The 18,877-nt window shown below is 65.5% G+C and carries 18 protein-coding genes; 7 read left to right on the forward strand and 11 right to left on the reverse strand.

Annotated features, from left to right (window positions below; translation table 11 throughout):
• Position 1: 1 nt before the first annotated feature.
• The 9 genes from RM190_RS13195 to chvE all read right to left on the reverse strand — a co-directional run bounded on the left by RM190_RS13195 (position 2) and on the right by chvE (position 9,910).
• The gene (locus RM190_RS13195; protein ID WP_311759919.1) at positions 2 to 1,012 is read right to left on the reverse strand and encodes an aldose epimerase family protein; all 1,011 of its coding nucleotides are present in this window, start codon (positions 1,010 to 1,012) and stop codon (positions 2 to 4) included.
• Positions 1,009 to 1,854 (reverse strand): SMP-30/gluconolactonase/LRE family protein, encoded by an 846-nt coding sequence (locus RM190_RS13200; protein WP_311759920.1) that lies wholly within the window; start codon positions 1,852 to 1,854, stop codon positions 1,009 to 1,011. Before RM190_RS13200 ends, RM190_RS13195 begins: the two co-directional genes overlap by 4 nt.
• On the reverse strand, positions 1,851 to 2,447 hold the full coding sequence (locus RM190_RS13205; protein ID WP_311759921.1) for a 2-dehydro-3-deoxy-6-phosphogalactonate aldolase: 597 nt from the start codon (positions 2,445 to 2,447) through the stop codon (positions 1,851 to 1,853). The genes RM190_RS13200 and RM190_RS13205 overlap by 4 nt, the downstream gene beginning before the upstream one ends.
• Entirely contained in the window at positions 2,444 to 3,361 is a 918-nt protein-coding gene (locus tag RM190_RS13210; RefSeq protein WP_311759922.1) for a 2-dehydro-3-deoxygalactonokinase, read from the reverse strand. The genes RM190_RS13205 and RM190_RS13210 overlap by 4 nt, the downstream gene beginning before the upstream one ends.
• Complete coding sequence (locus RM190_RS13215) at positions 3,355 to 4,287, reverse strand: Gfo/Idh/MocA family protein (RefSeq protein WP_311759923.1); 933 nt, start codon at positions 4,285 to 4,287, stop codon at positions 3,355 to 3,357. The genes RM190_RS13210 and RM190_RS13215 overlap by 7 nt, the downstream gene beginning before the upstream one ends.
• On the reverse strand, positions 4,274 to 6,016 hold the full coding sequence (gene araD / locus RM190_RS13220) for an L-arabinonate dehydratase (RefSeq protein WP_311759924.1): 1,743 nt from the start codon (positions 6,014 to 6,016) through the stop codon (positions 4,274 to 4,276). Before araD ends, RM190_RS13215 begins: the two co-directional genes overlap by 14 nt.
• Complete coding sequence (gene mmsB, locus RM190_RS13225; RefSeq protein ID WP_311759925.1) at positions 6,016 to 7,203, reverse strand: multiple monosaccharide ABC transporter permease; 1,188 nt, start codon at positions 7,201 to 7,203, stop codon at positions 6,016 to 6,018. Before mmsB ends, araD begins: the two co-directional genes overlap by 1 nt.
• On the reverse strand, positions 7,196 to 8,770 hold the full coding sequence (mmsA, locus tag RM190_RS13230; protein WP_311759926.1) for a multiple monosaccharide ABC transporter ATP-binding protein: 1,575 nt from the start codon (positions 8,768 to 8,770) through the stop codon (positions 7,196 to 7,198). The genes mmsB and mmsA overlap by 8 nt, the downstream gene beginning before the upstream one ends.
• A gap of 75 nt (positions 8,771 to 8,845) precedes the next feature.
• Positions 8,846 to 9,910, reverse strand: a complete 1,065-nt coding sequence (chvE, locus tag RM190_RS13235; RefSeq protein ID WP_311759927.1) for a multiple monosaccharide ABC transporter substrate-binding protein — start codon at positions 9,908 to 9,910, stop codon at positions 8,846 to 8,848.
• Positions 9,911 to 10,160: 250 nt separating this feature from the next.
• Here chvE and RM190_RS13240 point away from each other — a divergent pair, with 250 nt between their 5' ends.
• Positions 10,161 to 11,120 carry a LysR family transcriptional regulator gene (locus RM190_RS13240; protein ID WP_311759928.1) on the forward strand — a complete coding sequence of 320 codons (960 nt, stop codon included), beginning with the start codon at positions 10,161 to 10,163 and terminating at the stop codon, positions 11,118 to 11,120.
• Between the two features lie 3 nt (positions 11,121 to 11,123).
• Here RM190_RS13240 and RM190_RS13245 read toward each other — a convergent pair whose 3' ends face one another.
• Together RM190_RS13245 and efp are read right to left on the reverse strand one after the other, a co-directional pair.
• Positions 11,124 to 11,432 carry a GNAT family N-acetyltransferase gene (locus RM190_RS13245; RefSeq protein ID WP_311759929.1) on the reverse strand — a complete coding sequence of 103 codons (309 nt, stop codon included), beginning with the start codon at positions 11,430 to 11,432 and terminating at the stop codon, positions 11,124 to 11,126.
• Between the two features lie 117 nt (positions 11,433 to 11,549).
• Positions 11,550 to 12,113: an elongation factor P gene (gene efp / locus RM190_RS13250; protein WP_311759930.1), complete on the reverse strand. Its 564-nt coding sequence runs from the start codon at positions 12,111 to 12,113 to the stop codon at positions 11,550 to 11,552.
• 348 nt (positions 12,114 to 12,461) lie between these two features.
• Between efp and RM190_RS13255 the strand changes: the two genes are divergently transcribed.
• From RM190_RS13255 to RM190_RS13280, 6 genes are all read left to right on the forward strand, one after another.
• Positions 12,462 to 12,782 (forward strand): DUF6280 family protein, encoded by a 321-nt coding sequence (locus RM190_RS13255; protein WP_074968330.1) that lies wholly within the window; start codon positions 12,462 to 12,464, stop codon positions 12,780 to 12,782.
• Between the two features lie 186 nt (positions 12,783 to 12,968).
• Positions 12,969 to 16,415, forward strand: a complete 3,447-nt coding sequence (locus tag RM190_RS13260; RefSeq protein ID WP_311759931.1) for an AAA family ATPase — start codon at positions 12,969 to 12,971, stop codon at positions 16,413 to 16,415.
• Positions 16,416 to 16,463: 48 nt separating this feature from the next.
• On the forward strand, positions 16,464 to 16,919 hold the full coding sequence (locus tag RM190_RS13265) for a YbjN domain-containing protein (protein ID WP_311759932.1): 456 nt from the start codon (positions 16,464 to 16,466) through the stop codon (positions 16,917 to 16,919).
• An 8-nt stretch (positions 16,920 to 16,927) separates the two neighbouring features.
• A complete protein-coding gene (locus RM190_RS13270; RefSeq protein ID WP_311759933.1) occupies positions 16,928 to 17,368 on the forward strand; it encodes a RidA family protein in 441 nt (146 codons plus the stop codon).
• Entirely contained in the window at positions 17,368 to 18,123 is a 756-nt protein-coding gene (locus tag RM190_RS13275; RefSeq protein ID WP_311759934.1) for a glycerophosphodiester phosphodiesterase family protein, read from the forward strand. Before RM190_RS13270 ends, RM190_RS13275 begins: the two co-directional genes overlap by 1 nt.
• Positions 18,120 to 18,872, forward strand: a complete 753-nt coding sequence (locus RM190_RS13280) for an SDR family oxidoreductase (protein WP_311759935.1) — start codon at positions 18,120 to 18,122, stop codon at positions 18,870 to 18,872. Before RM190_RS13275 ends, RM190_RS13280 begins: the two co-directional genes overlap by 4 nt.
• The last annotated feature ends 5 nt before the right edge of the window (positions 18,873 to 18,877 follow it).

Raw genomic sequence — 18,877 nt, forward strand, 5'->3', positions numbered from 1 at the left:
GTCAACTGCTTCCGGTGCGCGTGAAGCCCAGGACGGTCGTCTGGCGATAGACCTGGTCGCTGGTCAGCAGGGTCGAGGGGTAATCCCCGTGATGGACCGCATCGGGCCAAAGCTGGGATTCCATCGCGATCCCGGCATGGCGGCCATAAGGCGCGCCGCCGATCCCCTTGGCCCCGCCCTGCATGTGGGCGGCGGCATAGACCTGCAGTCCCGGCTCGGTCGAGTCGATCGTCATGCGGACATCTCCCGCCTGCAACACTGCCGCGGGACGGGGCAGGTGGTGGCGGGTCGTGTCGATGCACAGGTTATGGTCGATCAACGGACCGCCCAGCCGTTCGGCCAGCTGGACCGGCTGACGGAAATCCAGATGCGTGCCCGCGACGGGCGCAGGGCTGCCCAAGGGGATCAACGCCTCGTCCACCGGCAGGTAGGTCTCGGCCGGGATGGTCAGGCGGTGGTCCGAGATGTCGGCTTTGCCGTCCAGATTGAAATAGCTGTGCTGCGCGAAATTGCAGATCGTGGTTTCGCTGGAGGTCGCGACAATCTCGATCCGCAGTGCCGGGCCGGGCAGGATCTGATAGCGCACGCGCACCAGCATCGCTCCCGGAAAGCCCATGTGACCGTCCGGCAGGTAATCCGACAATGCGACGAAATCCGGCCCGTGATCGGCGACTGTCCAGTTGCGCACCCCTGTCCCGTCCGAGCCGCCATGCAGCGTCGTCCGCCCGGCTTCGTTTCGATCCAGGGCAAGGGGGCGCCCGTCGATTTCGGCCTCGCCGCGGGCGATGCGGTTCGCGCAGCGTCCGACGATCGCGCCGAAATAGCGCCCCTCGTCCAGATAGGGGGGCAGGGTCGGGAAGCCCAGCACCAGCGGATGCGCGACCCCGTCCAGGCGCAAGTCTTGCAGAGAAGCGCCCAGCGTGACGACCGAGGCGGTCAGCCCGTGGCCCGTTATGGTGATCCGGCTGACCTCTTGCCCATCGGGCAGCTTGCCGAAAGCGTCCTTCGTCATGGTTGCACCTGTGGTTCGGGTCGCCCGGTCACGCCGACCGGCAGCACCATCCAGCTGCGCCCGTCCTGCGCGCCGCCAAGGTCGACCGCCGCGCTGGTGACAAGGATGCGGTCCAGTCTTTCGCCGATGAAGGCGGGGCAGGTCGTCTGTTTCACGGGCAGCTCGACCGATTGCAACAATTGGCCGTCGGGGGCATGGCAGACCAGCTTGCCGGTGCCCCAGCGGGCGTTCCAGAAATTGCCTTTCGCATCGGTCACTGCGCCATCGGGAAACTGGTCGGTCCCGCGCAGGTCAAGGAAGACGCGTGGCTGGCCCTTGGGCCATCCATCGCTATCCAGATCCTGGACCCAGACCATCTGGGCATCCGTGTCGGCGAAATAACCCAGCTTGCCATCCGGCGAAAAGCAGATCGCGTTGGGGATCGAGACGGGAGAATGCAGCTTGCGCAGCTCACCCCGGTAATAGCGATAGATGGCGCCCTGTCCCGGGCTTCCATCCGTGGCCATGGTCCCGATCCAGAACCCGCCCTGCGGATCGGCGCGGCCATCATTCGAGCGGGTGTCGGGGCGGTCGGCCTCAAGCGCGACCAGATGCTGACGGCTGCCATCGCGCAGGTCGAAACGGAACAACGCCGTTTCGCTGGCGATCAGCAGATTGTCGTGGTCGATCCAGCCTGCCGCCGAGACACGATCGTCAAAGCTCCATGCCAGTTCGCGGCCGTGCCTGCGGCTCAGCATCCGGCGGTTCAGGATATCGAACCAGAAGGCCTGCTGGCGCTCGGGGTGCCAGAACGCCCCCTCGCCCAGCAGGCAAGGGCGAGGGTCGAACAGCGTGTATTTCATGCCGGAAGCGCCGCGACCATTTCGCGGGCGCGCTGGCCCACCTGATCGGCGCTGTCGCCGGGCTTGTAAAGCGAGCTGCCGATGCCGAAGCCCTGCGCGCCCGCTGCGATCCAGTCCGCAAAATTGTTCGGACCGACGCCGCCCACGGCATAGACCGACATGTCGCGCGGTAGCACCGCACGCAGCGCCTTGAGCGCGACCGTCCCGGCCTGATCGGCGGGGAACAGCTTCAGACCGGTGGCCCCGGCGGCGATGGCCGCAAAGCACTCGGTTGCGGTGAACACGCCCGGATAGGATTCCAGCCCCAGCCGCCGCGTTTCGCGGATGACCTCGGGATTGGTGTTGGGCGAAACGATCATGCGCCCGCCCACATCCGCGACGCGGGCCACATCCTCGACCGTCAGGACGGTGCCGGCGCCGATGGTGGCGCGCCCGGCAAAGGCCGTGGCCATCAGGCGGATGCTTTCCAGCGGATCGGAAGAGTTCAGCGGCACTTCGATTCGGTCGATGCCGGCATCGATCAGGGCCTCGCCCACGGCAAGTGCGTCGGTCGGGGTCAGGCCGCGCAGGATGGCTATGATTGGCTGGGTCATGTGGTCCTCGTCAGGGCGGAAGCGGCGGCGGTCAGTCCGGCAAGGACCAGTTCGCCACCATCCATTTGATGAGCATCCGCACCGGCCTGCGTCAAGGCCCCCGCGTAAAGCGCCGAAAGTTCGGGCGCGCCGATGATGACCACGCGGCGATCGCTCCATAGCGGTCGGGCTGCGGCCAGTTCGGACCCGATCAGCAGGCCCGAAAGCCGTCCAGCGCCCTGTTCCGCCGTCAACCCGTTCAGCAATGCCGCCGCGCGCAGGGGGAACAGGCCTGCCGGGGCCATGTCGGCATTGGTCGCCGCCTGGGCCGAAGCTTCCAGAAAGCTGTCCATGTCCGGTCGTGCGTCGCCGATGGTCAGGCGCAGTACGGATTGGCGCGACAAAAGGGCATAGACCTCTCCGGTCATGAAGGTGTGGAACCCCTCGACCATGCCGGATGCGATGCGCACCCATTTGCAATGCGTGCCGGGCAGGCAAAGCGTGCCTTCGAAATCCGGGTTCCGCGCCAGAAATCCCGCGATCTGGGTTTCCTCCCCGCGCAGCACGTCGGGCGGGTCGATCTGGGACAGGCCGGGCAGGATATGGACCTGAAGCCGCGGATCGGCGACCAGGGGTCGTGTCGCGCGCAGCGGGTCCAGCGGCGTGCAGGGGGTGGGGCGGTATTCCGCCTCGACCCAACCCGTCCGCGCGCCGACCATGCCGCAGGCGATGACCGGAACCGGCCGGTCACCCAACCAGTCCGCGACCAGTTCCAGAAGCGCGGGTTCGAACCCTTCCGGCGTCAGGCTGCCCATGCCCTTGTCCGAGGAGCGGTTGTCCAGCACCTCGGATCCCTGCATGGCCCAAACGCGAAGCCGGGTGGTGCCCCAGTCGACCGCGATCCAGTCCGGACCGGTCACGACGGGGCTTACCATTCGAACGCGTCGGTCTGCACCCGGCGCCCCAGCATCATGGCATCGGCGACATGGCGGAAGGGTGTCAGGTCGACATCGCTTTCGCCTTTCGCGATCAGCTCGGCAAAGCGGGCATAGATGCGGTCGTATTCGCCCGCCAGCGCGCCTTCTGCGGACAGAACCTCGCCATCGGCAGTGATGGTCGCGCCGCCTTGCGACAGCTCCATCACGCCGCGATCGGTTTCGATCCGCATGTTCCAGGTCTGGACGCCCGTTTCGCGGAAGTCGAAGTCCAGGTCGACCGGCGCGCCTTCCTCGGTCAGCATGGTCAACCGACCTGCGATGGGCGTGTCGCGGTTTGCCGGGAATTCAAGCTCGGCCCCGGTCGTGTAAAGCGCGACCGGCAGGATATAGGTCAGGATCGAATAGGCGTTGATGCCGGGATCGAAGACCCCGGTTCCACCGGGGGCGAAGATCCAGTCCTGGCCCGGATGCCAGCGCCGCACATCCTCGCGCCAGGTGACGGTGATCGCGGTGATCTTGCGGCTGGAGAGCCATTCCCGCGCGCCGGGAATGCCGGGCGCGAACTGGCTGTGCCAGGCGGTGAACAGGGTCTTGCCCTGATCACGGGCGATGCGCTGCAGGGTCATCACCTCGGACACGGTGGTGCCCGGCGGCTTTTCCAGCAGGACGTGGCGACCCGCCAGCAGCGCTTCGCGCGCGACGGCGAAGCGCACCTGCGGCGGGGTGCAAAGCGCGACCGCCCCGACCTCGGGCCGCTCGGCCAGGAAGGTCGTCACGTCCTTGAAGGCGCTGACCCCATCGGCCGTGTTGAAGGGGTCGACCGTCGCGGCCAGGTTGAAGGCGCTCGACGCATCCAGCGCGGGACGATGCTGTTCCCGCGCGATCTTGCCGAAGCCGATGATTGCCAGATCAGTGGCTGTCACGTCCCACCTCGCGTCCACGGCTGCCTTTGAGGAAGTCGAAATCGGCCCCGGTATCGGCGCCCTCGACATGGTCATGGAACATCCGGGCATAGCCGGAGGCCGGCGGCTCGACCGGGTTCTTCCAGTCGGCCAGACGCTGCGCGATTTCCTCGTCGCTGAGGTCCAGATGCAGGCGGCGGTTCGGAACGTCCAGTTCGATGAAGTCGCCGGTGCGCACGATCGCCAGCGGACCGCCACGCGCGGCCTCGGGCGAGGTGTGCAGGACCACGGTGCCATAAGCCGTCCCCGACATGCGCGCATCCGAGATGCGGACCATGTCGGTGATGCCCTTTTTCAGCACCTTGGGCGGCAGGCCCATATTGCCGACCTCGGCCATGCCGGGATAGCCCTTGGGACCGCAGTTCTTCATGACCATGACGCAGGTCTCGTCAATGTCGAGGCTGTCATCGTTGATCCGGGCCTTGTAGTCGTCGATATCCTCGAAGACCACGGCACGGCCACGGTGCTGCATCAGGTGCGGGCTGGCGGCCGAAGGCTTCAGCACCGCGCCCAGCGGCGCCAGGTTGCCCTTGAGAACGGCGATGCCGCCCTGCTGGGTCAGGGCCTTCTCGACCGGCAGGATGACGTCCTCGTTCCAGTTCTTGACGTCCTTGACCTCGTCCCAGACCGTCTCGCCCGAGACGGTCAGCGCGTCCTTGTGCAGAAGCCCGGCTTCACCCAGACGCTTCAGGACCACAGGCAGGCCACCCGCATAGAAGAACTCTTCCATCAGGTATTTGCCCGAGGGCATCAGGTTCACGATGGTCGCGACGTCGCGGCCGCAGCGGTCCCAGTCGTCCAGCGTCAGGTCGATGCCGACCCGGCCCGCCATGGCCAGCAGGTGGACGACGGCATTGGTCGACCCCCCGATCGCGCCATTGGTGCGGATCGCGTTTTCGAAGGCCTGCTTGGTCATGATGTCGCTGGGCTTCAGGTCGTCCTTGACCATCTGTACGATGCGGCGGCCCGACAGTTGCGCCATCACGCGGCGGCGACTATCGACGGCCGGGATCGCGGCATTGCCGGAAAGCGCCATGCCAAGCGCCTCGGCCATCGACGCCATGGTCGAAGCCGTGCCCATCGTGTTGCAGGTCCCGGACGAGCGGCTCATCGCCTGCTCGGCTTCCAGGAACTCGTCCTGCGTCATCTCGCCCGCCTTCACGGCTTCCGAGAATTTCCACAGATGCGTGCCCGAGCCGATGCGCTCACCGCGGAACCAGCCGTTCAGCATCGGGCCGCCAGTCACGACGATCGACGGGATGTCGGTCGAGGCCGCACCCATCAGCAGGCTGGGGGTGGTCTTGTCGCAACCGACCAGCAGCACCGCACCGTCGATCGGCTGGCCGCGCATCGCTTCCTCGACCGCCATGGCGGCAAGGTTGCGATACATCATCGCGGTCGGGCGATAGGTGTTTTCCGAGGCCGAGAAGACCGGAACCTCGACCGGGAAGCCGCCGGCTTCCCAGATGCCGGCCTTCACCTTTTCGGCCAGTTCCCGCAGGTGGCCGTTGCAGGGCGTCAGGTCCGACCAGGTGTTCAGGATCCCGATGACCGGGCGACCGTCGAACAGGTCATGCGGATAGCCCTGATTCTTCAGCCAGCCACGGTGATAGATGGTGTCGCGCGAGTTGCCGCCATACCAGTGCTGCGACCGCAACTTGCGCGGCCATTCTGCGGGTTTGAAAGTCATTACGATTTGCTCTTGTTCGAAACGTCGAAGATGACGGCGGCCATGAGGACCAGCCCCTTGATGACCTGTTGGTAGTCGATGCCGATGCCAAGGATCGACATGCCGTTGTTCATCACACCCATGATGAATGCGCCGACCACGGCCCCGATCACGGTGCCGACGCCGCCCGACATCGAGGCGCCGCCGATGAAGACGGCCGCGATCACGTCAAGCTCGAAGCCGACGCCGGCCTTGGGGGTGGCCGAGTTCAGGCGGGCCGAAACGACCAGGCCGGCCAGCGCCGCCAGCATCCCCATGTTCATGAAGGTCAGGAAGACGACGCGTTCCGAGTTGATGCCCGACAGCTTCGCGGCCTTGGCGTTGCCGCCGATGGCATAGATGCGGCGGCCGATCGTCGTGCGTTCGGACAGGAAGGCGTAAAGCGCGACCAGCACGGCCATGACAATGAAGACGTTCGGCAGGCCGCGGAAGTTCGCGAGCGCCCAGGTCATCCAGGCCAGCGCGACGAAGATCAGCGCGTTCTTGGCGACGAAGAAGGCAAAGGGTTCGTCCGCGATGCCCAGCGTCTCCTCGCGGCGGCGGTTGCGGACCTGCATCCACAGGATGACAAGTGCGGCGCCCCAGCCCAGGATCAGCGACAGCGTGTTCGGCTTGTCCGGCCCGAAGAAGTCGGGGATGAAGCCCGAGGCGATCATCTGGAATTCGCGCGGGAAGGGGCCGATCGACTGCCCTTGCAGCGTCCACATGGTCAGACCGCGGAAGATCAGCATCCCCGCCAGCGTCACGATGAAGGACGGGATCTTCCAATAGGCGACCCAGTAACCCTGGATGGCGCCGATGATTGCGCCCGCAACCAGGCTGAGCACCACGACCACGGGGATCGGCAGGCCCAGCTTCACGATCATAAGCGCGGCCAGCGCGCCCACAAATGCCGCGACCGACCCGACCGACAGGTCGATATGGCCCGCGACGATGATCAGAAGCATCCCCACCGCCATGATGACGATGTGGCTGTTCTGCAGGAACAGGTTCGTCAGGTTGACCGGGCGGAAAAGAATCCCCCCGGTCACGATCTGGAAGAACGCCATGATGACGATCAGGGCGAACAGGATTCCGTATTCGCGGATGTTGCGGCGGATGAACCCAAAGGTATCGCCGCCGGGACGGGTTTCGGTGGTATCAGACATGGGCGGCCTCTGCCTCGATCTCTTCGGGGGTGATGTCTTCCTCGGTCAGGTTGTGGCCCGACTTGATGATGATCGACATGATGCGTTCCTGGGTCGCCTCGGCGGTCGGCATGTCGCCCACCAAACGCCCTTCGTTCATGACGAGTACCCGGTCGGTGATGCCCAGAAGCTCCGGCATTTCCGAGGAAATCACGATGATGGATTTACCCGCGGCGGCAAGGTCGCGGATGATGGTGTAGATCTCGTATTTCGCGCCGACGTCGATGCCGCGCGTGGGTTCGTCCAGGATCAGGATCTCGGGTTCCGAGAACAGCCACTTCGACAGCACCACCTTTTGCTGGTTGCCGCCGGAAAGGTTGGCCATCACCTGGTCGATGGACGAGGAGCGGATGTTGATCTGCTTGCGGAAGTCGCGCGCGACCTGGCCTTCGCGGTGGCGGTCGATGATGCCGCGTTTCGCAATGCCCGCAAGGTTTGCCAGCGGGATGTTGCGGCGGATCGTGTCCTCAAGCACCAGTCCCAGGGACTTGCGGTCCTCGGTCACATAGGCAAGCCCGGCCTTGATCGCCTTGGGTACGGTCGCAAGATCGACCTGCTTGCCGTGGATCGACACGCTGCCCTTGCGAAAATCACCGACCGAGCGACCGAACAGGCTCATCGCCAGTTCCGTGCGGCCTGCACCCATCAGGCCGGCAATGCCCAGAACCTCGCCTCGCTTCAGGTCGAAGTTGGCGTTGTCGACCAGCATCCGGCCTTCGCGCAGGGGGTCGGCGACGGTCCAGTCGCGGACCTGCATCACCACTTCGCCGATCTTCGGCTCGCGCGGGGGATAGCGGTCGTTCATGGAGCGACCGACCATGTCCTTGATGATCTGGCTTTCCGGGACCATCCCGGTGTGGTGCGACACGGTCGAGCCGTCGCGCAGCACGGTGATGCTGTCGCAGACCTGCGAAATCTCGTTCAGCTTGTGCGAGATCATGATGGCCGTCATGCCCTGCTCGCGGAAGCCTGCAAGCAGGCGCAGAAGCGCGGCGCTGTCATTCTCGTTCAGGGATGAGGTGGGCTCGTCCAGGATGAGCAGGTCGACCTTCTTGGACAGGGCCTTGGCGATCTCGACAAGCTGTTGTTTGCCCATGCCCAGCTCGCCGACCTTGGTTTCGGGGCTTTCGCGCAGCCCGACCTTGGCCAGAAGCTCGGCCGTGCGGCGGTTCGTCTCGTGACGGTCGATCACGCCACGGCTGGCGATCTCGTTTCCAAGGAAGATGTTCTCGGCGATCGACATCTGTGGCACCAGTGCCAGTTCCTGATGGATGATGACGATACCCTGGGCTTCGCTGTCAGGGATGCCCCGGAATGCCATCGGCTTTCCATTATACAGGATTTCGCCGTCATAGGAGCCGTGGGGATATACGCCCGACAACACTTTCATCAGCGTCGACTTGCCGGCGCCGTTTTCGCCGCAAAGCGCCCGGATCTCGCCCCGGCGCACGACCATGTTGACGTTGTCCAGGGCTTTGACGCCGGGGAATTCCTTGGTGATTCCCCGCATTTCCAGAATGGGATCCATCGCTACCTTCTGCCCCTAGCTAAGGAATACGCCGCCGCAGGGGGCTTTCCCCTGCGGCGGCGCGGGTTGGTTGGATTACTTCAGCTGGTCTTCGGTGTAGTAGCCCGAGCCGACCAGCACGTCCTTGACGTTGGCGGCGGTGACCGGAACCGGCTCCAGCAGGTAGGACGGGACGACCTTGACGCCGTTGTCATAGGTCTTGGTGTCGTTGACCTGCGGCTCTTCGCCCTTGATCATCGCATCGACCATGCTGACGGTGACTTTCGCCAGTTCACGGGTGTCCTTGAAGATGGTCGAGTACTGTTCGCCCGCCATGATCGACTTGACCGACTGGACTTCGGCGTCCTGACCCGAGACGATCGGCATCTTCAGGTCGCCCGAGCCATAGCCCACGCCCTTCAGCGACGACAGGATGCCGATCGACAGCCCGTCATAGGGCGACAGCACGCCGTTCACCTGCTTGTCGGTGTAGTTGGCCGACAGGATGTTATCCATGCGCGACTGCGCGGTGGCCGGGTCCCAGCGCAGGGTGCCGACCTTGTCCATGCCCATCTGGCCCGACGGGATCACGATCGAGCCGTCGTCGATCATCGGCTGCAGGACCGACATCGCGCCATCATAGAAGAAGAAGGCGTTGTTGTCGTCCGGGCTGCCGCCGAACAGTTCGACGTTCCACGGCTTCACGTCCGGGAAACGCTCCTTGAGGCCGGCGACCAGGGTGTTGGCCTGCTCGACGCCCACCTTGAAGTTGTCGAAGGTGGCATAATAGTCGATGTCCGGCGTGTCGCGGATCAGGCGGTCATACGCGATGACCTTGATGTCCGCCGCTTTCGCGTTCGCCAGCGCGTTCGACAGCGTGGTGCCGTCGATGGCGGCGATGACCAGCACGTTCACGCCCTTGGTGATCATGTTCTCGATCTGGGCAAGCTGGTTCGGAATGTCGTCGTCAGCATATTGCAGGTCGGTCTGGTAACCGGCGTCCTGGAACTGCTTGACCATGTTGTTGCCGTCATCGATCCAGCGGGCCGAGGTCTTCGTCGGCATCGAGATGCCGACCATGCCTTCGGCCAGCGCGAAGCCGGGCACCGAAAGAGCCGCGACCGAAGCAGCAGCAAGCGCAAGTTTCTTGAGGGTAGACATATTTCCTCCCGTTGATGGGCACGACAGAAGAGGGCGCTCATCGGCGCCTTGCAGGATCTTCCGGTGCTTCCCCCCGTCATCGCGGGCCTGCCGGGCCAATCCCGGCAGCCGTCCGCGGCAGCGGCGTCAGGCCGCCTGCCTGCCGACAGGCTAGCTTGGCACCGTTGCAGGCGTCAATTTCGGTTTCTGTGGGGCGTTATATCGTTTATGATATATCTTAGCGCTAACATTGGGATGAACGGCCGCAAGCATGCGCGCAAACCGCGACGTGGGGGACGAACTCGTCTCTCGGGGAATCAAGCTGAAACAACTTGCCCTGCTGGTCGCGGTCGAGCGGACGGGGCAGCTTAGCCTTGCCGCAGCCTTCCTGAACATCACCCAGCCCGCAGCATCTCGAATGCTGTCGGATCTTGAACGCATCGTCGGCGCCCAACTGACGCAGCGTCACAGCCGCGGTGTCAGCCTGACACTCGCCGGGGAAAGACTGGCGGAACGGGGGCGCGCCATGCTGCGCGACCTGGATATCGCCGGGCGCGAGGTGCGCGACATCGACCGCGGTCGGGTGGGGTCGGTGCATATCGGCTCGGTCTCCGGCCCGTCGCTGGATCTGGTGCTGCCGATCGTTCACAGCCTCGAACGGTCCGAACCCCATCTGCGCGTGCGCATCGACGTCGCTTCCAGCGACCGCCTGGTGGGAGAACTGCTGTCCGGGCGGCTGGACCTGTATATCGGCCGCGTCCCGGATACGCAGGATCCTGCGCCCTTCGACGTGGCCCCGATCGGCCCCGAGCCACTGTCGCTGATCGTGCGGCGCGACCATCCGCTGGCGGGGAAGGCGGGCTGCGACCTGCGCGATTGTTTGGAATACGACTGGGTGATGCAACCGACCGGCAGCATGCTGCGTGGCACGGTCGAGCGTTACCTGATCGACCACGGGCTGTTCCCGCCGCCGACGGTCATCTCGACCAGTTCGCTGATGCTGACGCTGGCCTTCGTGCTTCGATCGCAGGCGGTGGGGGTGATGTCGACCTCGGCCGCGCGGCTGTTCGCGTCCGAAGGGCGCAGTGCGCCGATTTCCCGGCTGGGCGTCGCCCGCGATCTCAGCGTGGCGGCCTATTCGATCGTCACCCTGCGTGACCACAATCCGACTCCCGCCGCGCAGGTCTTCCTGAACATCCTGCGCGAAGAGCTGCGTCAGCGCCGCGGCTAGGGGTCAGCCTTCGCCCGCGCGCAGGTCCGCCCATTCGGGATGCCGGTCGAATTGCGCGCGCACATAGGTGCAGGCGGGGACGATCAGCAATCCCTGACGGCGCGCATCGTCGATCAGGCGCTGAACCATCGCGGTCGCCGCGCCGGTGCCGCGCATCGTGTCGGGGGAATAGGTGTGGTCGGCGACGATGATGCCGGGCCCCCCCGAACGCCAGGTCAGCTCCGCCTCGCCGTCGATGCCGGGCAGGGTGGCGACATAACGTCCCGAGCTGCCGTAATTCTCGTGCGAGACGCGGATGGTGAGTTGCGACATGTCATGCTCCGTCTTGACCTGGCTTGAACGCACGAAGCGGCGTTTCGGTCCGTTCCGTCTTGAAGCATTGTCGCGGGCGGGGACAAGGGCGGCATTTGCCGCCCCTGCGCCATCGATTCAGGCGCGCTCCGAATATTCGAACAGCTCGGTATTGACGACGATCGCCTCATCCGCGCCGACGAAGGGCGGGATCATGATCCGCAGTCCATTGTCGAGGATCGCGGGCTTGAAGCTTTTCGATGCCGTCTGGCCGTTCAACACCGGCTCGGTCTCGGCGACGCGGCAGACGACCTTCTGCGGGATGCGGACCGACAGCGCCTCGTCACCGTAATATTCGATGGTCGCGGTCATGCCGTCCTGCAGGAAGGGGCGACGGTCGCCCAGAAGATCGGCATCCAGCTCGATCTGCTCGAAAGTCTCGCTGTCCATGAAGACAAGGCGCCCTTCGGATTCATACAGGAACTGCTGGTCCTTGTTGTCCAGGCGAACATACTCGACCTTGTCTTCCGAGCGGAAGCGTTCGTTCAGCTTGCGGCCGTCGCGCAGGTTCTTCATCTCGACCTGGGCAAAGGCGCCGCCCTTGCCGGGCTTCACGTGGTTGACCTTCACGGCGGCCCAAAGCCCGCCGTCATGCTCCAGCACATAGCCGGGCTTGATTTCATTGCCGTTGATCTTGGCCATTCAATTCGCCTTGAAAGGTTGAGAAAGGGATGTGACGTCGCGGCGCTTGAACCGCGCTTACGCGCCCCTATATCCAGTGCCATGTTCCGCCGCAATCGGATCGGCTTTGTGCCATTGTCAAGGGTTGGCGGGGTTTTCCGGGTGTCGTGAAAGCTTCAGAAAGCGCAAGCTATGCTGCATTTGCTTGGGTTTGCACGGGGCGCATGGCTGTCATGTAGGTAGGGGCATACCGAATCACGGGCGGGATCGGCTAAGCCCGCCTAGCTTCGCCGTCGCTGGCGAAGGATACGACCGGGCAGGGGCTCCGTCGTCATGATGCGGTACTGCAAGAAAAACAGGATTAAGTATATGCGCGATTTCGTGGATGGTTCGGCTTTCAATTTCGAACAAGGGCAACGTGCCCGCAAGCTTTTTGCTGCCGTTGTGCTGGCTGCGCTTGATGATGCGATCGCGGATGACAAAAAATACGGCAACGGGCCTGATCAGATTGCACGTTGGGCACGCTCGCGCGATGGGCGCGAGGTCCTGTCCTGCGCTGGCATCGATCCGAACGAACGCGTCGTGAAGGGCCTGATGGAATTCGTCTCGAAAGGTGTGCGGACCTCGGTCGCGTTGTCGCGCGAGGAAAGCGAACGCCGCCACGCCGCCGAAGAGGCTGACGCCGCCTGATCGCGCGCGCCTTATCGTCGCATTGACGGGCTGCCCTTGGGCAGCCCCTTTTTGTTTCTGCTGCTGGAAACTCAAACCGTTGTGGATCGCCGCCGCAGGTTATCCACATATTGTGGCGCAGATTGACTTTTCCGGCATTTTCGCCAAGGATTGGCGCAAAATAATCATAATGCAGGACCAATTCCATTGCGCTTCGACCGGCTTCGCCTGAACGGCTTCAAAAGCTTCGTGGATCCGACCGACCTGGTCATTCATGAGGGGCTGACCGGCGTGGTGGGTCCGAATGGCTGCGGCAAGTCGAACCTGCTTGAGGCCCTGCGCTGGGTGATGGGCGAGAACCGCCCGACCGCCATGCGCGGCGAGGGGATGGAGGACGTGATCTTTGCCGGGACCGCACGCCGCACCGCGCGCGCCCATGCCGAGGTCACGCTCACCATCGACAACAAGGACCGACTGGCCCCTGCCGGCCTGAATGATGCCGATGCGCTGGACATCACTCGCCGGATCACGCGCGATGCCGGCAGCGCCTATCGCATCAATGGCAAGGAAGTGCGCGCGCGGGACGTGCAGATGCTGTTCGCGGATGCCTCGACCGGGGCGCACTCGCCGGCGCTGGTGCGGCAGGGCCAAATCTCCGAACTCATCAACGCAAAGCCCAAGGCGCGTCGTCGTATTCTTGAGGAAGCGGCCGGCATCTCGGGGCTTTACCAGCGCCGGCACGAAGCGGAACTGAAGCTGAATGCGGCCGAAGCAAACCTGACCCGGGTCGATGACACGCTGGACCAGTTGTCCTCGCAGGCGGCATCCTTGGCGCGGCAGGCCCGCGCGGCGGCAAAATACCGCGAGATCGGTGCCGCGCTGCGTCAGGCCGAAGGGCTGCTGCTGTATCGCCGCTGGACCGAGGCCGAAGAGGTCAAGGCCCAGACCGCTGAAGCCCTGCGCGAAGCGATCCGCCTTGCCGGCGAGGTCGAGGCGACCGCGAAACGCGCCATTGCCGCGCGGGAGGAGGCCGAGATCCACTTGCCGGCCCTGCGCGAGGAGGAACAGGTCGCCGCGGCAATCCTGTCCCGCGCCACTGTCGAGCGCGAGGCGCTGGACGAGGCCGAGGCCCGCGCGACCCAAGCCATCAAGACCCTGCTGGCCCGCATCGCCCACCTTGACCGCGACATCGAGCGCGAAGCCGCCCTGAACCGTGACGCGGGAGAGGTCATCGAACGTCTGGAATGGGAAAAGCGCGAGCTGGAAAAGGCCGGGCAAGGTCATGCCGAGCGGCTGGAGCTTGCGACCGGGGTGGCGGACGAAGCCGCCGAGGTTCTGCGCGAGGTCGAGGACCGGCTGGCCGAACTGACCGACGAAAGCGCGCGACTGTCGGCGCGGCACCAGTCGGCGGAGCGGCTGGCCCATGATCTGCGCCAGATGCACGACCGGGCGAACCGGGCCGCAACGACCGCCGAGGCCGCCGCCACCAAGGCGGACGAATCCGGTGCCGTCGCCGAGGCTGCCCGCGAAGCCGCAGACATCGCGCAAGACGAGGCGCATGAGCGCGTCGAAGCCGCAGAGGAGGCGCTGCTGCTGGCCGAAGAGAGTCGCGGTGCCCTTGAGGGGGACGAGGCCGAGGCCCGCGCCACCCGCGCCGAGGCCGAGGGCGAGCTTTCTGCCTTGACCGCCGAAATGGCCGCGCTGAAGCGGCTGGTGGAGCGCGGCGATGCTGGCGGTGCCTCGATCCTTGACCTCGTGCGGGTTGCCCGCGGATACGAGGCCGCCTTTGGCGCGGCGTTGGGCGACGAACTGGCGGCCGGGCTTGCCGAGGATGGTTCGGGCTGGCATCCGCTGCCCGGCTATGAGCCGCCGCAACCCTTGCCCAAGGGCGTGACCCCGCTTGCGCCCCATGTCGACGCTCCGCCCGTGCTGACGCGCCGCCTGTCGCAGGTCGGGCTGGTCGGTGACGCGGTCGAGGCGGCGCGGCTGCAGCAGGCGCTGGCACCCGGTCAGCGCCTAGTCACGCTTTCGGGCGACTTGTTCCGCTGGGACGGAATGCGCGTTCTGGCGCAGGACGCTTCGTCGACTGCCGCGCTGCATTTGCAAAAGGTGAACCAGCTTGCGGAACTGACCGCGCAGGCCCAGGCCGTGGGCGATCGGGCCTCGGACGCCGGAAGGCGTCATCAGGCCCTGCGTGATCGCCTGGCCGATGCGAGCGGGGCCGAGCGTTCGGCCCGCGATGCGCGGCGCGAGGCCGAACGCGGCCTGTCCGAGGCGTCGCGCTCCGTGACGCGCGCGGAATCCGAACTTGCCGCCACGCGCAGCCGTGCCGAATCGGCGCGAACCGAACTGGCCCGCCACCGTGCTGATGCTGGCGACGCCGCGGCGCGACTGGCCGAGGCCGAGCGTGCATTGGCCGAGCTTCCCGATCGCGGCGTTGCCGCCGCTGCGCTTGAACATGCGCGCACCGGGGTCGAGGCCGCGCGCATCGCCACCATGACCCGGCGCGGTGCTTTGGACGAATTGAAGCGCGAGGCGACGGCCCGGATCCGGCGCCTGCAGGAAATCGCCAAGGAGGATTCGGGCTGGCGCCTGCGTCTGGATCAGGCGGGAACGCGCGCCGCCGAGTTGGTCGCGCGGCGCGAACACGCCGCGGACGAGCTGGAAGCGGCCGAAGCCCAGCCCGAGATCCTGGCCGAGCGCCGCGAGACCCTGACCGATGCCGAGGCCAAGGCCGCCGCGCGCCTTGCCCGTGGTCGGGCTGCGCTGTCAGCTGCCGATCAGGCGCTGCGCGTCGCGGCCGAAGCCGAGCGCGATGCCGAGCGTGCCGCCTCGGACGCGCGGGCGACGCGGGCCGCGCGCGAAGCGCGGGCAGAAGCCGCGACCGAGGCCGAGGTCGCCGCCCGTGCCCGCATCCTTGACGAGACCGAGGCCGAACCCGAAGCCCTGCGCGAAGCGCTGGGCGAGATCGACGAGATCGCCCCAGCCGCGCTTGAGGACCGCATCCAGCGTCTGCGGCAGAATCGGGATTCGCTTGGTTCGGTCAACCTGCGCGCCGATGAGGACAAGCAGGAGCTTGAAACCGAACGCGACCGGCTGAATGCCGAAAAGGAGGACCTGACCGAAGCGATCCGAAAGCTGCGTCAGGGGATCGGCAGCCTGAACCGCGAGGGTCGCGAAAGGCTGCTGGCGGCTTTCGACACGGTGAACCAGAATTTCACCAATTTGTTCACGCATCTCTTTGGCGGCGGAGAGGCGCGGCTGGTCCTGGTCGAGTCCGACGACCCGCTTGAGGCCGGGCTGGAAATCATGTGCCAGCCCCCCGGAAAGAAGCTGTCGACGCTGAGCCTTCTGTCCGGGGGCGAGCAGACGCTGACGGCGCTCGCGCTGATCTTTGCCGTGTTCTTGGCCAATCCCGCGCCGATCTGCGTTCTGGACGAGGTGGACGCACCGCTGGACGATGCGAACGTGACGCGTTTCTGCGATCTGATGGACGAAATGACCCGCCGGACGGATACGCGATTCCTTGTGATCACGCACCATGCCGTGACCATGGCGCGGATGGATCGGCTGTTCGGCGTGACCATGGTCGAGCAGGGTGTCAGCCAGCTTGTCAGCGTCGATCTGAAGCGCGCGGAAGCTCTGGTAGCCTGATCGGCAAAACGCTAATAGGCCTGCCATCCCTCCGGCGGAGTCTGTTCCATGCGTGCGTCACGCGCCTTCTTCCTGCTTGCCCTCCTGAACCCCGCCGCGCTGATGGCCGAGGCGGTGACGGGAGACCCCGAAATCATTGGCCGGATCATGGCAGAACAAGGCATGAAGGTGGTCCCCAGCCGCGATGTCGAAGGCATGCCGATGCTGGAAAGCGAGATCGACGAGACGCTGTTCAACGTCTATTTCTATGACTGCGCGCCCAGTTGCCGGCGCATGCAGTTCGTCACCAGTTTCAAGCTGACCCATCCGATGACGGCAGAGGATGCGAATGACTGGAACCGGGACAACCCGGTCGGCAAGCTTTTCGTGGCGGATTCCGGCGATCCCTTTCTGGAAATGGATATCGGGCTTGCGGATGACGGTCTGGGGCGCAAGAATTTCGAGGACGCGCTGGCGACATGGCGCGCCGTCCTTGGCGACTTCCGCGCCTCCATTACAGACTGAGGGATAAGATGAGCATCGAGACGAGACTGGCCGAACTGGGGATCACGCTGCCCGACGCGCCCGCGCCGGCTGCGAATTACGTGCCCTTCGTGATCTCGGGGAACATGCTGTTCGTCTCGGGCCAGATCAGCGCGCAAAAGGGCAGGCTGGGTGACGACCTTGCCGTCGAAGCGGGGGCCGAGGCAGCGCGGACCTGCGGGCTGGCGCTGCTGGCGCAGGCGCGCGCGGCGCTTGGGTCGCTTGATCGGGTGAAGCGGGTCGTCAAGCTGGGCGGCTTCGTGAACTCGACGCCCGAATTCACCGACCAGCCCGAGGTCATCAATGGCTGCTCGAATCTGATGGTCGAGGTGTTCGGGGACAAGGGCCGCCACGCCCGCGCCGCCGTATCCGCCCCCGCGCTTCCGCGCGGAGTCGCGGTCGAGGTCGAAGCGATCTTCGAGATCGCGTGATGCCGCTTCATCCCGATTTTCTCAGCCTGCCGATCACGCATCGGGGGCTGCATTCTGCCGGACTTCCGGAAAACAGCATGGCGGCCTTTCGCGCCGCCATCGCCGCCGGCTACGGCATCGAATGCGACATCCAGGCGGCGGCCGACGGAACGCCGATGGTCTTTCACGACGATGACCTGCCGCGCCTGACGGGGGCCGAAGGACTGGTCCGTGCGCTGGGAATCGACACGCTGTCGATGCTGCGCCTGATGGAAACCGACGAGGCGATCCCGACGCTGGCCGAATTGCTGGCCGAAGTCGCGGGCCGCGTTCCGCTGCTGATCGAGATCAAGGATCAAAGCCTGCGCTCGACCGACGAGATCGGGGATCTGTCCGAACGCGTGGCGGCGCTTGTGGCGGCCTATGACGGGCCGGTCGCGGTCATGTCCTTCAACCCCCACAGCATCGCCGCGTTCCACGCTGCGGCGCCGGGGGTCACGGTCGGGCTGACCACCTGCGGCTATGACGCGGAGGACTGGCCGATGCTGGACGACGCGACGCGCGAGGGTCTCGCGGCCATCGCAGATTTCGACCGGGTCGGGGCAAGTTTCGTCTCGCATGACCGGGACGATCTGGACAATCCTGCCGTCACTGCCCTGAAGGCGCGTGGCGTGCCGGTCCTGACCTGGACCATCCGTTCGCCCGCGCAGGAGCAGGCAGCGAGAGCGGTGGCCGACAACATCACGTTTGAAAATTATCTGCCGGGGGGAGCATGAGCAGAACCAAATCCATGATCGTGACGGGCGGGTCGCGCGGCATTGGCCGCGCCGTCGCGTTGCTGGCGGCCGAACGCGGCTGGGATGTCGCGATCAGCTGGCGCAATGACGCCGAGGCCGGGCAGGAGGTGCTGGAGCGCATCCGCGCCGCGGGTCGCCGCGCCGTCGGCCTTCAGGTCGACGTCGCTCGCGAGGCCGAGGTGATCGCGCTGTTCGATGCGGCCGAGGCGGCCTTCGGACGGATCGATTCCGTCGTCGTCAATGCCGGGATGCTGTCGCAGGCCATGCCGCTGGCCGAAATGTCGCTGGACCGGATCCAGCGGGTCATGGACGTGAACGTCACCGGTGCATTGCTGACCGCGCGGGAAGCGGCGCGTCGGCTGAAACGGTCCAAGGACGAGGCCTCGTCCTCGATCGTGCTGCTCAGCTCTGCCGCGGCGAAGCTGGGCGGACCGGGCGAATATGTCGACTATGCCGCCAGCAAGGGCGCGATCGACAGCCTGAACATCGGTCTGGCCAAGGAGCTGGCGCCACAGAACATCCGCGTCAACGCCGTCCGCCCCGGTCTGATCGAGACCGAGATCCATGCCTCGGGCGGCAATCCCGACCGCGCGCGGATCCTTGCTCCCGGCGTTCCGATGGGCCGTCCGGGCAGTGCCGAGGAGGTGGCCGAGGCGATCCTGTGGCTGGCCAGCGAACAGGCGAGCTATGTGACGGGCACAAACCTGGAAGTAACCGGGGGCCGCTGACAAAG

It is taken from the genome of Paracoccus broussonetiae (assembly GCF_031854425.1).
Lineage (GTDB): Bacteria > Pseudomonadota > Alphaproteobacteria > Rhodobacterales > Rhodobacteraceae > Paracoccus > Paracoccus broussonetiae.